Origin of the sequence: Microcoleus sp. N3A4 (assembly GCF_036701805.1) — a bacterium.
Classification (GTDB): Bacteria; Cyanobacteriota; Cyanobacteriia; order Cyanobacteriales; family Microcoleaceae; genus Microcoleus.
The window spans coordinates 22,286-38,715 of record NZ_JAUBRJ010000075.1; the positions used below are offsets into that span (position 1 = coordinate 22,286).

Genomic DNA, 16,430 nt, shown 5'->3' on the forward strand with positions numbered 1-16,430 from the left:
GAACTACACCCGCTTCTCGATCGCTCCCCGTAGGGACACGGCAATGCCGTGTCCCTACCTCTGCTATGTACCTCACTTACCACCAAAAGTGCTGTAATATCATGTCCGGTCGATTACTATAATATACGTAGGTTGGGTTGAACGCAGTGAACCCTGCGCTTCGCTCCGCCCAACATCCAATTGTGTTGGGTTTTCACTTCGTTCAACCCAACCTACTGTAGGAATCGCGGTCAATCGATCGGACATGATATAATACCTTGGCGCGACTTAAGTTAAAGAGTTTTTATGAACAGGCATCTTCTCTGTTCCACAATTTGTATTACTAAAGCTCAAAAAGTAAAAACATGGGAATAGAATTTAACCATTTATATGTTACTCTCGACACAGAAACGCTAGAGTCGATCGCCAAATCAGAGTTCATCAGCCAAGAATTCTGCACAATATCCAGAGATACCGTAGAAACTGATAAAGAGAGTTGGGCGGGAACTTATCTCAGGGGAAAACATAGCTATCTTGAGCTTTTTGCTCCAGGGGGTGCGGAAGGGTTTAGGGAAGGTTTTTCGGGTATAGGTTTCAATAGTAAACAAGCAGGACAGATTGATATTGTAGATGAAAAGCTAAAATCTTTAGTAGCCCAAAAAACGTTTTCTGGTTTGCAAGTTCGTCAAACCGAAGATAGAAAAGTGCCCTGGTTTCATTATTTGGCGCTCAAATCCGAGACAGAACCCTTCAATGCGTGGTTGATGGAATTTCATCAGGATTATTTAGACTATAAAAACATCAAGCTTACCAGTGCTGGTTGCTTTGACCGTGCTGCTTATCTGAAAAACCTTGCTACTTCCGAAACTTCTTTATTTGACGACATTTCAGAAGTTCATCTTGAATTGACTTTAGCGGAACACGAGGAACTAGCATTACTACTTCAAGTCTTTGGCTATGACTCATCTTGCGTAGGAGATATTACTACCTATCGTTCTGATGGTTTTACTTTACAAGTATCTCAGAAAGTTGCTCCCAGTTATCGAATTCGCAAGGTTTTTTGCACGATGAAGGCTCAAGCTCATCAGGAAAGAAAGTTCACTTTCGGTGATAATGCACAGTTAAATGTGGGTGGAGAGTTGGCGATTTGGCAGTTTGGATCGCTGAAGCAATAAGTTAAAAAATCAGGCTCTCCTAGACTAATACTAATTCTCAAAACTCATGCAACCGTATATAGCAATCCTAAATGATTTGAAAAATAGTACGCGAGCAAGATGCTCGCACTACAAGGATTCCGATCTCGATCGATTTTGCGACTGATTTAGGACTGCTATATGTAGGGTGCGTCGCCACCCTTAAATCTTAAAGAATATCCACAATCTTTGAGCGACGCACCCGGAGCTCAGGTGATCGCAAACAAACCCACACTCATCATTGTTGCTTTCTGGAGGCTAGAATTGGTATAAATATGATAAATTAATTGTCGATTATTGTCCATAGTTTCAACAGGGCAGGCAGGATGCCTAACCCCTACTCCCCACAAGAATTATTGGAGATGTCTAATCAATAGAAGAAAGCACCCCTAGCTTTAAGGGTGCTTTATTGATTCACATCATCGAATTTTACACAACTGAACTTTACCAGTAGCGAGCTACTGCTCTGAAAGTACCATCACAATTCCGGCGGTACACAATGTGACGTGTCGCACCACGGTAACAGTTGTCGTTGTATCTCGTCGAATAATAGTAGCCACCGTTGACGCTGGCAGATTCTTCAGGGGTGACTTCAGTAAACAGTGAGGTGTCTGTAGTTTTTTGCATGATAGACTCCGTTTGGTTGATGAAATTGAGTGAATACAAACTAGAAACTCTTGAATTTTTCTAGTATCGTTTAACTACTAATCTATATTTCTCAAATGCCGATCGTTCTCCGGAATATTACGGATAAACTTTCAAAATTTACCCGATCGCACAACCTGACTCGCTTTTCTAAACTACTAGCGTTTTGTACGGACGCTGGCGAATCGGATCGTACATATAAAGTTGACCGGGCTGCGGTACAAAAAATAGCATATTGACGCCATTACCCGTGCTATTGCTGGCATCGCTGTTGCTGCTGGCACCGCTGACACCTGCGGTAATACTGGCACCGCTGACAGTAGCAGATTCTGCCTCCGTTAGTTCGGTGAATAGCGAATTTTGTAGATTTTCAAGCATGACGAACTCCTTGGGAATTTAATTAATTAAAAATTTGCAGCCCCGACTTTTTCATCTCCCTCAGAGAGATTTAGCGAAGGCCAAAGGCTGGGTGACATATTCAATACTTACGTACCATCACAATAGAACCCGGTTTTTTTTCGATCGGTCTCGACGATCTGCTAGCCAAGTTTTGCGGCTCATCCAAGGAATTCGTGCGGATTTTTAACTTTACCCTGCGAATTTTGATTGAAACATCTAAACCGATCCGCGCTATCCGGAAAGCTAAAAATAAATGTGAAAAAATAAATATGCGCTCTCCTTATTTGTCGCCATGTTTATTTTTTAATTTTTAACTCCTCATTACCCCCATTGCCGCCATGTCTCCTATTCCCGAAGCCACACCCGCTGAAACCTTTGATAACGACCAGTTTTTGCCCCCTGTCAGCCGCTGGACGACTTTGGGGGGCATTTTGATGGTGGCGACGTTTGGGGGTGCGATCGCCCTTGCTAGCGTCACCAAATACAGCGCTACAGTCAAAGCAGACGCGATCGTCCGTCCCGCCGGAGAAGTGCGCGTCGTGCAAGCGGCAACCGAAGGAACCGTCGAAAGCATTGCTGTCAGCGAAAATCAGACCGTGAAAGCAGGAGATGCGATCGCAGTTGTAGACGCTTCGCGTTTGGGCGCTCAAAAAAAGCAGTTACAAGAAATAATTAATCAGTCTCAAACAGCAGCACAGCAAATCAACCAGCAACTGCGCGACTTGGAAAATCAAATTTTGGCCAGCGCCCAATTTAAAAACATCCCAAGTCAAAGTTCCGCCCAACAGGAATTAGTCGAATCCGCTTTAGTAAAATTCGCCACATCGCTGCCGGATGTCGCAGAGAGACTGGGCAGAAGTCGGCGGGTTTTGCTCGTCAAGCGATCGTCCATTCAACAACAATTGGTTCAAGCTAAAAAAGAACTAAATCAAATTGACTTAAAACTCGAAAATAGCGTGATCCGCGCGCCCGCTGATGGTACAATTCTCAGATTGGAAGTACAAAATACCGGTCAAACAGTACAAGCCGGCAGCGCGATCGCCCAAATCGTCCCCAGCGACGTACCCCTAGTAGTCAAAGCCAAAGTGACATCCCAAGACATCGCCCGCATCCAAATCGGCCAACCCGTACAGATCAGGATTTCGGCTTTGCCTTTCCCCGATTACGGCACATTAAAAGGAACTGTCAGCGAAATTGCCCCAGATGCGATCGCGCCTCAAAATTCCGCTAATAATTTAGGTACAGCTTATTACGAAGTAGCAATTAAGCCCCAACAAACTTATTTAACAAAGCTTGCATCCGCCAGCGGTCAATTCTTCGGAACCCCCCAAGCCAACGTCCCCCGCCAGTATTCAATTCAATCGGGAATGGAGGGCAGAGCCGATATTATTACCGGCCAAGAAACTGTTCTGACATTTGTTTTGCGTAAAGCAAGGTTGCTGACAGATTGGTAATTAGTCAGTTGTCAGCAGTCAGCAGTCAACAGTCAGCAGTCAGCAGTCAACAGTCAACAGTCAACAGTCAACCGCCAGAAAATCAGAGGCTCTGAAATTGAAATAACGTGTCAATATAGAAATGTGACTTCAATTCTATTCTTTCCTCATGGGCAAACAGCGCGTTCTTTCAGGAGTTCAGCCAACAGGCAACCTTCACCTCGGCAATTATCTCGGTGCCATTCGCAACTGGGTAGAAGGTCAAAGTCAGTACGAAAATTACTTTTGCGTAGTTGATTTGCACGCAATTACCGCACCGCACAATCCAGCAACTCTAGCCTCCGACACTTACACGATAGCCGCACTCTATTTAGCTTGCGGCATAGATTTAGAATATTCTACTATTTTCGTGCAATCCCACGTCTCGGCGCACACAGAACTAGCATGGCTGCTCAACTGTATCACGCCGATTAACTGGCTCGAAGATATGATTCAGTTTAAAGAAAAAGCAGTTAAACAAGGCGAAAATGTCAACGCAGGCTTGCTAAACTATCCCGTGTTGATGGCAGCAGACATCTTGCTTTACGATGCCGACAAAGTGCCAGTTGGAGAAGATCAAAAACAGCATTTGGAACTCACCCGCGATATTGTCATCAGATTAAATCACCAATTCGGCACACCCGAAAACCCAGTCTTGAAACTTCCCGAACCGTTAATTCGGACTGACGGTGCGAGGGTGATGAGTCTGACTGACGGCACGCGCAAAATGTCGAAATCTGACCCTTCCGAACAAAGTCGAATTAATTTATTGGATTCCCCAGATACGATCGCCAAAAAAATTAAGCGCTGCAAAACAGATGCCGTGCGGGGTTTGACTTTTGACGACCCCGATCGCCCCGAAGCTAGAAATTTGCTGACACTTTATCTCCTGCTTTCCGGCAAATCTAAGGAAGAAGTTGCAACGGAGTGTGAAAACATGGGTTGGGGAGATTTTAAACCCTTGCTGACAGAAACGACAATTAATGCCCTCAAACCAATTCAGGATAAATACAAGGAAATAATGAACGATCGGGGATATTTAGAGTCGGTACTGCGTCGGGGAAAGGAACAAGCAGAAGCTATTGCCAACCAAACTCTAACTAAAGTTAAAAAAGCTTTTGGTTATTCTTTACCTGTTTAGTTGTTAGTTGTGAGTTGTTATTGGTTACTGGTGAAGAATGACAACTGCCAACTGCCCACTAACAACTGCCAACTGTCAACTGTCAACTGTCAAATAACAAATAACCAATAACAGACAAATAATCATGAACCGTTTTCGCACAGCCTGCACCACCCCCGGAGAATTTATAATTACCGCCGAAGTTGCCCCGCCAAAAGGTGGCGACATGACTCACACAATTCAAATGGCCCAACGCCTCAAAAACAGAGTGCACGCCATTAATATCACCGACGGGAGTCGCGCAGTTTTGCGAATGTGCCCCCTAGCAGTTTCGGCGATTTTAGTGCAGCACGGAATTGAGCCAATTTGTCAAGTTGCTTGTCGCGATCGCAATCAAATAGGCCTGCAAGCCGATCTCATGGGAGCACACGCTTTAGGCATTCGCAATGTATTAGCACTTACAGGCGATCCAGTCAAAGCCGGCGACCATCCTAAAGCAAAAAGTGTATTCGATTTGGAATCAGTTCGGCTGTTGCAAGTTATTCAAAAAATGAACGGCGGCCAAGACTGGAATGACAAACCTTTAACAGACGGAGTTACCGATTTATTTGTCGGTGCTGCTGTTGACCCGCAATGCCCCAGTTGGTCGGGTTTGCAAAGTCGATTTGAGAAAAAAGTAGAGGCTGGAGCACAGTTTTTTCAGAGTCAATTAATTACAGACTTTGAACTTTTAGATAAGTTTATGCACAATATTGCTGCTGGCTGCAACAAACCAATTTTAGCAGGAATTTTTCTGTTTAAATCAGCTAAAAATGCTGAATTTATTAAAAAATACGTGCCGGGAGTTCACATTCCGCAAGAGACGATCGATCGTTTAGCAAAAGCTCCCGAACCCTTGCAGGAAGGCATAAAAATTGCTGCCGAACAAGTCAAGCTAGCGCGGCAGATTTGTCAAGGAGTTCACATGATGGCCGTCAAACGAGAAGATTTAATTCCTCAAATTTTGGATTTGGCAGGAATCGAGCCACTGAGCTAACATTAAACAAGCAAGAATAAAAAACAACATACCGTAGATACCGTAGGGTGCGTCGCGATCGACAATCTGCGCCCGAAGCTTGAAAATCTCGCAGCGACGCACCATACCCCATACCGATAATCTCATAAACCCGCCCTCCACTGCTACCATTTTGAACATCAATAAAACAATCATGGTTCAAACTGTAGACAATCCAACAACTTCTCCCGCAGTCGAACAGCGTTTCACTTGCCGCGGTTTGACATGGCATCAATTCCAGGCAATTCAAGCTAGTTTTGAGGATGTGCCGGGAGTGCGGTTATTTGACTGTGAAGGAGTATTAGAAATTGTGGGAATTAGTAAACCTCATGAGGCGGTTCAATCCATAATTGCAGGATTGCTTTTGCTCTATAATTTTGAAGTAAAGGAAGTTGAGTTTTTTCCCAGTGGCAGTTATAGCCAGATAATTGAAGGTGTTGTCGAATATCAGTCAGATTTGTCTTATTGTTTCGGGACAGATAAGGATGTTCCTGACTTGTGCATTGAGGTGGTGATTATTAGCGGCAGCCCGATTAAACTTCAGAAATATCGGCTGATGGGTGTGCCTGAAGTATGGTTTTGGGAAGACGGAACGCTGCAACTTTACCGCTTGCGAGAGCAGGGTTATGAGCCGATTGCTAGCAGCGAATTGCTGCCAGAATTAGACTTATCTTTGTTGAAGCGTTGCATTTTATTTGCGTCGCCATTGGAAGCACTAAAAGAGTTTCGTAAAGGCATTAGTAGCAATGACTGATTCGTATTTACTCAATCATGATAATATCAAAACACTGGATACTCGCATATCAGAAGTTACTGTTTATACCGATCGCGCTTTGGTGACTCGGCGCGGTACGGTGGCTTTGACGGGAAACGAGCGAGAATTGGCGATCGCCTCTCTCCCCGCAACCCTCGAAACAGAGTCAGTCAGGGCCACGGGTGCGGGTACAGTTGCAGTGCGATTGCTGGGAGTGCGAACCGAAACAGTGTTTAGCAGCGAACCTGCGGGCGATCGCACTGCCGAATTAACCCAACAAATCCAAGAATTAGAAACTCAAAAACGGGCAATAGAAGACAAGTTAGCGGCTAGAAAAATTCAGCTCAAATTTGTTGAAGGTTTAAGCGAAAAAAGCGTCGGTTCCTTTTCCAGCAGCATCGCCAAACAGCAGGTAGGTTTAAACGAAACAGGCGAATTGATCAACTTTTTAGGAACCAATTACCTAAAATATGTAAGTGCGATCGCTCAATACGAAAGACAGCAGGGCGAATTAGACAAGCAAATAGAAGCTTTACGGCAGCAGTTGTGGCAAGTACAAACTCCCCATTCCCAGCAAAGTTTTAACATCATTGTTGCCATAGAAACCAGCGGCAGCGGCAATTTTGAACTAGAAGTTTCCTATGCAGTCACGCGAGCTTATTGGACTCCCCTTTACGACTTGCGAGTAAATACTACCAACAACCAAATCAATCTCAATTACCTAGCCGAAGTCAATCAAAATACAGGCGAAGATTGGGCGGGAGTAGCGCTGACTTTATCCACAGCTAAACCCGGAATGGGAACTTTGCCACCAAAACTCCAACCCTGGTTTATCGATATTTTTCACCCAAAATCTGCTCGATCCCGACAAATTTTGATGAAACAAACCCGACCGACTGCGGAAGCAGAAATGGAAAGAGACTATATGGAATTAGAGATGGAAGACGAGGCACAATTTGCAATGATGGCTATGCCCCCTGCTGCTGCCGCACCCGCACCCATAGACGCTACAACAGCCACAGCCAAAGTATCAACAGAAGGAGGCACTGTCTCATTTCAAGTAGGCGGAAATACCAATATTCCCAGCGACGGTACACCGCACAAAGTGACGATTTTCAGCGAAAATTATCCCTCTAAACCTCAATACATCGCCGTTCCGCGTTTAGTCAGTTTTGCTTATTTGCAAGCAATTGTAATCAATCCGATGACAGGTGCAACTCTGCTACCCGGTAAAGCAAATATCTTTCGCGACAACACTTTTGTCGGTACTGTACAGTTAGAAAATATTTCGCCCGGTGAAGAATTCAAGCTTAATTTAGGAATAGATGAAGGGCTAAAAATAGAGCGGGAATTAGTAGAAAGACAAGTAGATAAAAAACTGATCGGCCAGCAGCGGCGGACGAGTTACGCTTATCGATTAAATGTGACAAACTTGCAGCAGGTGCAGGTACACCTGACACTAAAAGAGCAATTGCCAGTCAGCCGCAATGAACAAATCAAAGTGCGATCGACTCTCACTAATCCGAAGATAGTAGCAGGTGAAATGGGACTGCTGGAATGGATAATGTCTCTGCCGCCGCAAGCAAAGCAAGAGTTATATTATCAGTTTGTTGTCGAACATCCTCCAGATTTAGCAGTCACGGGTTTAGATATTTAATTAGGATTTACACTCTTAATCTGTAACGCCAGCTACAGCTTATACTAATGATGAAAAATATTGCTACATAGAAATTATAGGCAATCGTATGTAGGGAAACGGCACTGCCGTGTCCGGCGGGGGGTTGTGCAAATTAAAGATAATTTGTATAAGATTGGTAATTGCAGCAAGACTATAGCCGTTCTCAGAAAGATGAGGTACGTAGTTGGGCTTCAGCCCTATACGTTTAAGTGGTTATATAATCTGTCAATCATACCTCATCTTTTTAAGAAAGGCTATATTTCCAATTGGTATTACTTATCAAAAATTTGACGATCTGACTATCAACAAAAAACCAGGATGAATTACAACTGGCGAAAAGTCTTGTCTAACGGTATAATTCCCCCTTCCTCAAAAAAACGCCCCGATTTTTCAACAATTTGTACTCCAGCGATCGCGCCCCTGTTGTTTAGCATCGTACAAAGCTTTGTCTGCAGAGGCTACCAGTGTATCTGGTTGAACTTCCAAGGCGGGTATGAGTGAGGCAATACCCAAACTGACTGTGACGATCTCCTTCACGTCAGACTGTGCATGGGGAATCGCCTGATCGTGAATTCCTTGCTGAATGTTTTGTGCCACCTTAATCCCTCCTTTTAAATCCGTATTCGCCAGAAGTACCACAAATTCTTCTCCACCGTAACGCGCTGCTAAATCGGTGGGACGACGGACTACTTTTTGTAATGTTTGCCCTATTCTAATTAAGCAATCATCCCCAGCCAGATGACCGTAGTAGTCGTTATAGGATTTGAATTTATCAACGTCAAATAAAATTAGAGAAAGTGGCTGCTTTTCTGGCCCTAGGCGTTGCCATTCACTTTGAAGGCGACTGTTGAAACAGCGACGGTTAGCCACCTGAGTCAAACCATCTAGATTTGCCAGTTCTTTTAATTTTTGATTGGCATCTTGGAGAGCCAATTCTATTTGTTTGCGGGCGGTAATATCACGGACAGTAACGGAAAAACCATCTCCTAGCTTGACTGCTACGAAATGCAACCAGCAAGATTTTCCTGATTCATAGTAAAAATCCTGTTCTAAAGATTCCCCCGTCTCGACAATATTAACGAAGCAATTAAATAGTTTTGGATCGATATTAGTCAAAAACTTTTTTAGTACCAATTTGCCAATCATCTCTTCACGACTGCTTTTAAAAGCTCTAGCAATCACGGGGTTGACGAGTAAACACCGAAAATCCTTAATCTCCCCTGTTTCGGGACTGCGGACAGCCTGCATTGCCGCAATACCATCAAGGGAACTATTCAAAACACTAGCCAGTAAAGCCCTCGATTGATAAAGTACCTCTTCTGCTTCCCGGCGCTTAATGTTTTCTTGTTCCAGAAGCTGTTGCTGGCGTTGAATGGTTAACTGATTTTCCAGACGCGCCACTACTTCTTCGATTTGAAATGGTTTGGTGATGTAGTCTATAGCCCCAGACTCAAAGGCGGTTACTTTGTCGAATAGATCATCTAAAGCACTAATGAAAATTACTGGAATGTGGCTAAAATCTGCATCCGCTTTGAGAGTTCTACAGACTTGATAACCATCCATTTCCGGCATCTTAACATCTAAAAGAATCACATCTGGTCGCTTTACCTTCACCGTTTTCAGTGCCATCCGCCCACTGGTAACGCTGCGAACAGTGTAGCCGAGTTTGAGGAGCGCCTCGCTTAGTAATTGTAGATTTTCTAGAAGATCGTCTACAATTAAAATATTACCTTTATTTTCAACTTGACAATCATTATTCATATCTTTATCAATTTTAATTAGTTAGTTGTAAGTGCTTATTCAGCATCCTCAATCCACAATTATTTGGTAACGGGAATTTCAACTACAAATTCGGCTCCTTTTCCGAAATTCGAGTTACAATATAAATTGCCACCATGTTGCTCTACCACAATTTTGTGACAGATAAACAGTCCTAGTCCCGTACCTTTTCCCACGGGTTTAGTAGTAAAAAATGGATCGAATAATTGTGAGTGTAATTCCTCAGAAATTCCTACACCATTATCGGATATTTTAATTAATATTTGATTTTTGTTCACAAACATAGTTTTAATTTTTATTTGTCCTTGAGCGCCGATACATTGGGTATAAATAGAATCAATAGCATTATCCAGAAGATTCATGAATACCTGATTTAGTTGACCAGAATAACACTGAATTCTGGGCAACTGAGCATAATCTTTAATCACGATAATTTCTGGATGTTCTGCTGTGCCTTTCAGGCGATTTTGGAGGAGCATCAGCGTACTGTCGATACCTTGATGAATATCCACTCGTTTGTATTCAGCCTCATCGTGATGGGAGAAATTCCGCAAGGACAAAACTATTCGCTGAATGCGATCGGTTCCTAGCTGCATAGAATTCAGAAGTTTGAGCAAGTCTTCTTGCATAAAATCTAGGTTAATAGCCTCAATTTCTACTTTAATTTGTATCGGGGGATCGGGAAAGTGTTGTTGATATAGTTTTACCAAATACAATAAATCTTTGAAATATTCAGTAGCAGGAATCAGATTGGCGTGAATAAAATTCACCGGATTGTTAATTTCATGGGCTACCCCTGCAACCAGATTCCCAATAGAAGACATTTTCTCACTCTGGATGAGTTGGGCTTGGGTACGCTTTAGTTCGCGCAGAGTAAGTTCTAAATTTTTAGCTTGTTGTTGTAATTCAAATTCGGCTTGTTTGCGGGCGGTGATATCACGGATAGTAATGGAGAAACCATCTCCTAGCTTGACTGCTACGAAGTGAAACCAGCAAGATTTTCCTGATTCATAGTAAAAATCCTGTTCTAAAGATTCCCCCGTCTCGACAATATTAACGAAGCAATTAAATAGTTTTGGATCGATATTAGTCAAAAACTTTTTTAGTACCAATTTGCCAATCATCTCTTCACGCCTACTGTTAAAAGCTCTAGAAATCTCGGGGTTGACGAGTAAACACCGAAAATCCTCAATCTCCCCTGTTTCGGTATTACGAACAGCCTGCATTGCCGCAATACCATCAAGGGAACTATTCAAAACACTAGCCAGTAAAGCCCTCGATTGATAAAGTACCTCTTCTGCTTCCCGGCGCTTAATGTTTTCTTGTTCCAGAAGCTGTTGCTGGCGTTGAATGGTTAACTGATTTTCCAGACGCGCCACTACTTCTTCGATTTGAAATGGTTTGGTGATGTAGTCTATAGCCCCAGACTCAAAGGCGGTTACTTTGTCGAAGACATCATCTAAAGCACTAATGAAAATTACTGGAATGTGGCTAAAATCTGCATCCGCTTTGAGAGTTCTACAGACTTGATAACCATCCATTTCAGGCATCTTAACATCTAAAAGAATCACATCTGGTCGCTTTACCTTCACCGTTTTCAGTGCCATCCGCCCACTGGTAACGCTGCGAACAGTGTAGCCGAGTTTGAGGAGCGCATCGCTTAGTAATTGTAGATTTTCTAGAAGATCGTCTACAATTAAAATATTACCTTTATTTTCGATTTTAGAATTAAGATTCATTGCCACTCCGGGGTTCTACTAAATCAAGAATCTGCTCAAACTTAAATTGACGGGCAAGTTTTGTAAGGGATTTTATCAAACGAGTTTCTGTTTGGGGAATTTCTCCTACAACTTGTAACACGAGGTTAGTATTTGCCTCAAGTGCCGCTTCGTATAATTGAGTAATCCATTCTTGAGTCATACAGGTTAAATCTGCCGATGTCAAGGGGCGTGTTTCTGTATCATCCAAGACAGGAGATATTGTTTCTGCATAGATATATTTGACTCCCAAATGCTTGGCTAGTGCGTCAAAAATGGTGTGTTCAACGAAGGGTTTGCGAACAAAGTCATCACATCCAGCCGAAAGCACGATCGCCTTTTCTTCTTCCAACACACTCGCCGTTAACGCGATGACAGCCGTAGCATTGCCTTTGGTGGTAGATTTGATGTATTTTGTCGCTTCGTAGCCATCCATAACTGGCATCCTCATATCCATCCAGATTAGGTGCGGTTCCCATTCATCCCAAATGGCGATCGCCTCTTGTCCGTTACTAGCTTCTTTCACCTCAAATCCCAAGGGACTCAACAACTTAATTAGTAATTGTCGATTAACAGATTTATCATCGACTGTGAGAATTTTGTAGCTAAGTTGACCGGGCACCAGTCCCAGCACTCTTGGATATTCTCCTGTACTTTTGCTGTTTGTTTCTTGACCCAATTTGGTCTGAATATACAATTGGAAACTTGTACCTTTTCCTAATTCGCTTTCTACGGAAATATCCCCACCCATCAATTGCACAAATTTTCGGCTAATTGCTAAACCTAAACCCGTTCCTTCCTGCAGATATTTTCCAGCTTGAGCTTGACTAAAGGCATCAAATAGTTTTGGCAGTTCTGCTGCTGCAATACCCACCCCAGTATCGCGAATACGGAAATGCAAATTAAAAACATCTGTGGTTTCTTGTTCTCCCAGAAAGACATTCAAAGTGATTTGACCCTGGGAAGTAAATTTGATGGCATTGCTGAGTAAATTAATTAAAACCTGACGCAGTTTTACTTGATCGGTACAGATATAGCGCGGCACATTTTCTGTTCGCTGGAATACCAAATTCAATCCGGCATTATTAGCCCGCAGATGCAACATATCTTCTAAATCATTCAGCAAGATATGTAGGTCAAAGTCTGTAAGATTCAGGGTGGTTTTACCTGCTTCGATTTTTGATAAATCGAGTACATTATTAATTAGCGTTAACAGATAATCACCGCTGCGATAGATAATTCCGGCATTCTCGTATTGTTCAGTGGGCATATTTGTGGCGCGTACCATCAATTGCGAAAAGCCGAGAATAGCATTGAGGGGCGATCGCAATTCATGGCTCATATTAGCAATAAATGTACTTTTGGCTTGATTGGCTACTTCGGCTTTTTCTTTGGCAATGACTAACTCTGCTGTTCGTTCCTCTACCCGTTGTTCCAAAGTTTCAAAAGATGTTTGTAACTGTCCTGCCATATTATTAAAAGCTCGTGCCAGTTGAGCTGTTTCATCTTTTGAGTTAATCTTAACCCGGATATTTAAGTTACCCGCAGTAAACTCAGCCACGATATTAGCGAGATAAATCAATGGCTTAGTCAGTAGTTGCCCAATGGCAACGGCGATGATTGTTACTACTCCAGCGATTAGTGTAAATAGGAATAGTGCATCACTAATTTGCTTTTGCACAGGCGCTAGAGCCACAGCTAGCGGTTGTGCAAAAAGCACAGACCAAGGTTTATATTGTAAACGAGCGATCGCGATCAAATGTGCCTGATTATTATTCTCTGTTAAGGATGCTATTAAAGATGATTGTTTGGTATCTAATGCTTGCTTGATTTTGGGTAAATTTGTAGCAGTTTCTTTAGTCAAACCCTTCGATAAACGCCCTTCGCTTTGTAGTTGAGTTGCGACATCAGACGACAGAGGGACAATGGATTTAAAAAGCAGTTTAGGTGTTATGCTATGGGCTAGATAAATATAATTTTTATCTAAAAGAATTGCTGATAATTCAGCCCCAGGTCGCTCAGTTTGTCGAGTTACTAATTGCTGAACAACTGTGGCATTGTAGGATACCCGTAAGATCCCTAATATCTTTCCCTTTGCATTGCGAACAGGACTACTAAAAAATAGTTGAATTAGATCGGGAATTTTTGGCGATAGCTTCATACTAGAGACAAAAGGTAGCTGAGTTTGCAGAGGTTCTCTAAAGTAATTTTGACTGGATTCATCTCGACCAATATCCCGTGTATTCGTATCTAAAACATTCCGTCCGTTTATATCTAGCAAAGCGTAAGAGATAATATTGAGCAGATCTTTACGACTGAGACGGATTAATGTTTCTGTCGCTAACCGCATTTCAGGACTATCCTTTCGCTGTTCGACCGTTTGGCCCAGGTAAGCAGATAAACCTGGTAAAATCGCTTCTACGCGCACGGCATTGAGATTAGCATCAATAAACGCATCTATTCTGTTAACAGTTTCCTTAGCTGCCGCAGATAGAGCTTGTCGTGCGTTGTCAGTTAGTGCCTTTTCTGTTGTCTGTTTATTCAGATAACTTAACAACAGTAAAGGGATGAGCGCAACCATAAGAAATGATACGATTAACTTGGTACGGATACTGGTTAAAAGTGAGTGATTCATGGGCGCACATTAGAAGGAGATAAGAAAGATGAATTAAACAAAGTTTTGATAGCGGGAATGCGTGTAACGTCGCCAGAGCGAATAAAAAAGTCTGTATATATCTTAGCTTTTTTGTATATAGACTGACTGCTGCTAGGGTCAAAAAATTTCTTATTTTCCTCAAGATTAGTGAGGTTTATGCCCTCTAGAGATAGTGTATTGCTAGGAATATTTAATGCTTTACTAATGATAGCGTTTCCTTCCTCAACATTTGCTTCCCAGTAGGTCACGGCTTGCAGCCATGCTCGAATAAATGCACGAATATCTTCAGGACGTTCGCGGATTACTTCACCGCGAAAGGCAACCACATCTAAAATCAAGCCAGGAGTTTGTTTGCTGGTAAATAGGATGTGACCTCCTAATTTTATGGCTTCAGAAAGATAGGGTTCCCAAGTGTGTCCAGCTTGGATTTCATTGCTTTTAAAGCGTTGGGGAAATTCGTAAGCGTCGAATTTAACTAGATTTACATCTTCCTTCGTTAAGTTGGCAGTTTTTAACATCTCAGTGACAAAAACTTCACTAAATGCGCCTAGATTTGCGCTCACCTTTTTCCCTTTCAAGTCAGCTACGGTTTTAATTTTTGATTGTGCAACTACCACATCTGCGCCTGTGGTTTCATCTACAACCATGACAGTTTGGATATCGGGATTTGTGGCACTCAAGCTCATAAAACCTCCCAAGGCAAATCCACCACCATCATACTTCCCGGCACTGAAATCTGCTTGTTGCAATTGGCTGTAATTTATATAAATTATTTCCACGTCTACTCCTTGTGCTTTGAAGAATCCTTTTTTTTGGGCAATGATAACTGGATTATAGCCAACAAAAATGGTAAATCCTACTTTCAAGGGAGGGCGTTTTAATTCGGTTGGTCTTGAAGCATGGCAAGCAAATAGCAGACAGCAGGTAATGACAAAAATACTAACGTATCTGAGTAGTTTAGACATTGCGGTTTGGGGGTTCTACTAAATCAAGAATCTGCTCAAACTTAAATTGACGGGCAAGTTTTGTAAGGGATTTTATCAAACGAGTTTCTGTTTGGGGAATTTCTCCTACAACTTGTAACACGAGGTTAGTATTTGCCTCAAGTGCAGCTTCGTAGAGTTGACTAATCCATTCTTGAGTCATACAGGTTAAATCTGCCGATGTCAAGGGGCTTGTTTCTGTATCATCCAAGACAGGAGATATTGTTTCTGCATAGATATATTTGACTCCCAAATGCTTGGCTAGTGCGTCAAAAATGGTGTGTTCAACGAAGGGTTTGCGAACAAAGTCATCACATCCAGCCGAAAGCACGATCGCCTTTTCTTCTTCCAACACACTCGCCGTTAACGCGATGACAGCCGTAGCATTGCCTTTGGTGGTAGATTTGATGTATTTTGTCGCTTCGTAGCCATCCATAACTGGCATCCTCATATCCATCCAGATTAGGTGCGGTTCCCATTCATCCCAAATGGCGATCGCCTCTTGTCCGTTACTAGCTTCTTTCACCTCAAATCCCAAGGGACTCAACAACTTAATTAGTAATTGTCGATTAATAGATTTATCATCGACTGTGAGAATTTTGTAGCTAAGTTGACCGGGTACCAGTCCCAGCACTCTTGGATATTCTCCTGTACTCTTGCTGTTTGTTTCTTGACCCAATTTGGTCTGAATATACAATTGGAAACTTGTACCTTTTCCTAATTCGCTTTCTACAGAAATATCCCCACCCATCAATTGCACAAATTTCCGGCTAATTGCTAAACCTAAACCCGTTCCTTCCTGCAGATCTTTTCCAGCTTGAGCTTGACTAAAGGCATCAAATAGTTTTGGCAGTTCTGCTGCTGCAATACCCACCCCAGTATCCCGAATACGGAAATGCAAATTAAAAACATCTGTGGTTTCTTGTTCTCCCAGAAAGACATTCAAAGTGATTTGACCCTG

At 42.6% G+C, this 16,430-nt stretch carries 12 protein-coding genes; 6 read left to right on the plus strand and 6 right to left on the minus strand.

Going from position 1 to position 16,430, the window contains the following annotated elements:
- Positions 1-344 precede the first annotated feature (344 nt).
- Entirely contained in the window at positions 345-1,154 is an 810-nt protein-coding gene (locus QUA56_RS30085; RefSeq protein ID WP_333365648.1) for a DUF5829 family protein, read from the plus strand.
- An 813-nt stretch (positions 1,155-1,967) separates the two neighbouring features.
- Here QUA56_RS30085 and QUA56_RS30090 read toward each other — a convergent pair.
- Entirely contained in the window at positions 1,968-2,195 is a 228-nt protein-coding gene (locus tag QUA56_RS30090; protein WP_333365651.1) for a secretion protein HlyD, read from the minus strand.
- A gap of 359 nt (positions 2,196-2,554) precedes the next feature.
- On the opposite strand from QUA56_RS30090, the gene QUA56_RS30095 reads away from it, so the two are divergent.
- The 5 genes from QUA56_RS30095 (at position 2,555) to QUA56_RS30115 (ending at position 8,273) form a co-directional block, all read left to right on the plus strand.
- Entirely contained in the window at positions 2,555-3,670 is a 1,116-nt protein-coding gene (locus QUA56_RS30095; protein ID WP_333365653.1) for an HlyD family efflux transporter periplasmic adaptor subunit, read from the plus strand.
- A 148-nt stretch (positions 3,671-3,818) separates the two neighbouring features.
- Positions 3,819-4,829, plus strand: a complete 1,011-nt coding sequence (gene trpS / locus QUA56_RS30100; RefSeq protein ID WP_333365656.1) for a tryptophan--tRNA ligase — start codon at positions 3,819-3,821, stop codon at positions 4,827-4,829.
- A gap of 124 nt (positions 4,830-4,953) precedes the next feature.
- On the plus strand, positions 4,954-5,844 hold the full coding sequence (locus tag QUA56_RS30105) for a methylenetetrahydrofolate reductase (RefSeq protein ID WP_333365660.1): 891 nt from the start codon (positions 4,954-4,956) through the stop codon (positions 5,842-5,844).
- 172 nt (positions 5,845-6,016) lie between these two features.
- Entirely contained in the window at positions 6,017-6,616 is a 600-nt protein-coding gene (locus QUA56_RS30110) for a Uma2 family endonuclease (protein ID WP_333365663.1), read from the plus strand.
- The gene (locus QUA56_RS30115; protein WP_333365666.1) at positions 6,609-8,273 is read left to right on the plus strand and encodes a mucoidy inhibitor MuiA family protein; all 1,665 of its coding nucleotides are present in this window, start codon (positions 6,609-6,611) and stop codon (positions 8,271-8,273) included. The genes QUA56_RS30110 and QUA56_RS30115 overlap by 8 nt, the downstream gene beginning before the upstream one ends.
- Positions 8,274-8,684: 411 nt before the next feature.
- Here the strand turns inward: QUA56_RS30115 and QUA56_RS30120 are convergent, their stop codons facing one another.
- The 5 genes from QUA56_RS30120 to QUA56_RS30140 form a co-directional block, all read right to left on the minus strand.
- On the minus strand, positions 8,685-10,055 hold the full coding sequence (locus tag QUA56_RS30120; RefSeq protein ID WP_333365669.1) for a diguanylate cyclase domain-containing protein: 1,371 nt from the start codon (positions 10,053-10,055) through the stop codon (positions 8,685-8,687).
- Positions 10,056-10,114: 59 nt separating this feature from the next.
- Positions 10,115-11,812 (minus strand): response regulator, encoded by a 1,698-nt coding sequence (locus QUA56_RS30125; protein WP_333365673.1) that lies wholly within the window; start codon positions 11,810-11,812, stop codon positions 10,115-10,117.
- On the minus strand, positions 11,802-14,465 hold the full coding sequence (locus tag QUA56_RS30130; protein WP_333365676.1) for an ATP-binding protein: 2,664 nt from the start codon (positions 14,463-14,465) through the stop codon (positions 11,802-11,804). Before QUA56_RS30130 ends, QUA56_RS30125 begins: the two co-directional genes overlap by 11 nt.
- On the minus strand, positions 14,462-15,451 hold the full coding sequence (locus QUA56_RS30135) for an ABC transporter substrate-binding protein (protein ID WP_333365678.1): 990 nt from the start codon (positions 15,449-15,451) through the stop codon (positions 14,462-14,464). The genes QUA56_RS30130 and QUA56_RS30135 overlap by 4 nt, the downstream gene beginning before the upstream one ends.
- On the minus strand, positions 15,444-16,430 hold a 987-nt coding region (locus QUA56_RS30140), incomplete at its 5' end, for a response regulator (protein WP_333365681.1). The genes QUA56_RS30140 and QUA56_RS30135, both read right to left, overlap by 8 nt.

Excerpts from the sequence above, each read along its gene's own strand:
- QUA56_RS30090 (WP_333365651.1), bottom strand. The coding sequence starts at position 2,195 with ATGCTTGAAAATCTACAAAATTCGCTATTCACCGAACTAACGGAGGCA.
- trpS (WP_333365656.1), top strand. The coding sequence starts at position 3,819 with ATGGGCAAACAGCGCGTTCTTTCAGGAGTTCAGCCAACAGGCAACCTT.
- QUA56_RS30095 (WP_333365653.1), top strand. The coding sequence starts at position 2,555 with ATGTCTCCTATTCCCGAAGCCACACCCGCTGAAACCTTTGATAACGAC.
- QUA56_RS30115 (WP_333365666.1), top strand. The coding sequence starts at position 6,609 with ATGACTGATTCGTATTTACTCAATCATGATAATATCAAAACACTGGAT.
- QUA56_RS30110 (WP_333365663.1), top strand. The coding sequence starts at position 6,017 with ATGGTTCAAACTGTAGACAATCCAACAACTTCTCCCGCAGTCGAACAG.
- QUA56_RS30085 (WP_333365648.1), top strand. The coding sequence starts at position 345 with ATGGGAATAGAATTTAACCATTTATATGTTACTCTCGACACAGAAACG.
- QUA56_RS30105 (WP_333365660.1), top strand. The coding sequence starts at position 4,954 with ATGAACCGTTTTCGCACAGCCTGCACCACCCCCGGAGAATTTATAATT.
- QUA56_RS30130 (WP_333365676.1), bottom strand. The coding sequence starts at position 14,465 with ATGAATCACTCACTTTTAACCAGTATCCGTACCAAGTTAATCGTATCA.
- QUA56_RS30135 (WP_333365678.1), bottom strand. The coding sequence starts at position 15,451 with ATGTCTAAACTACTCAGATACGTTAGTATTTTTGTCATTACCTGCTGT.
- QUA56_RS30125 (WP_333365673.1), bottom strand. The coding sequence starts at position 11,812 with ATGAATCTTAATTCTAAAATCGAAAATAAAGGTAATATTTTAATTGTA.
- QUA56_RS30120 (WP_333365669.1), bottom strand. The coding sequence starts at position 10,055 with ATGAATAATGATTGTCAAGTTGAAAATAAAGGTAATATTTTAATTGTA.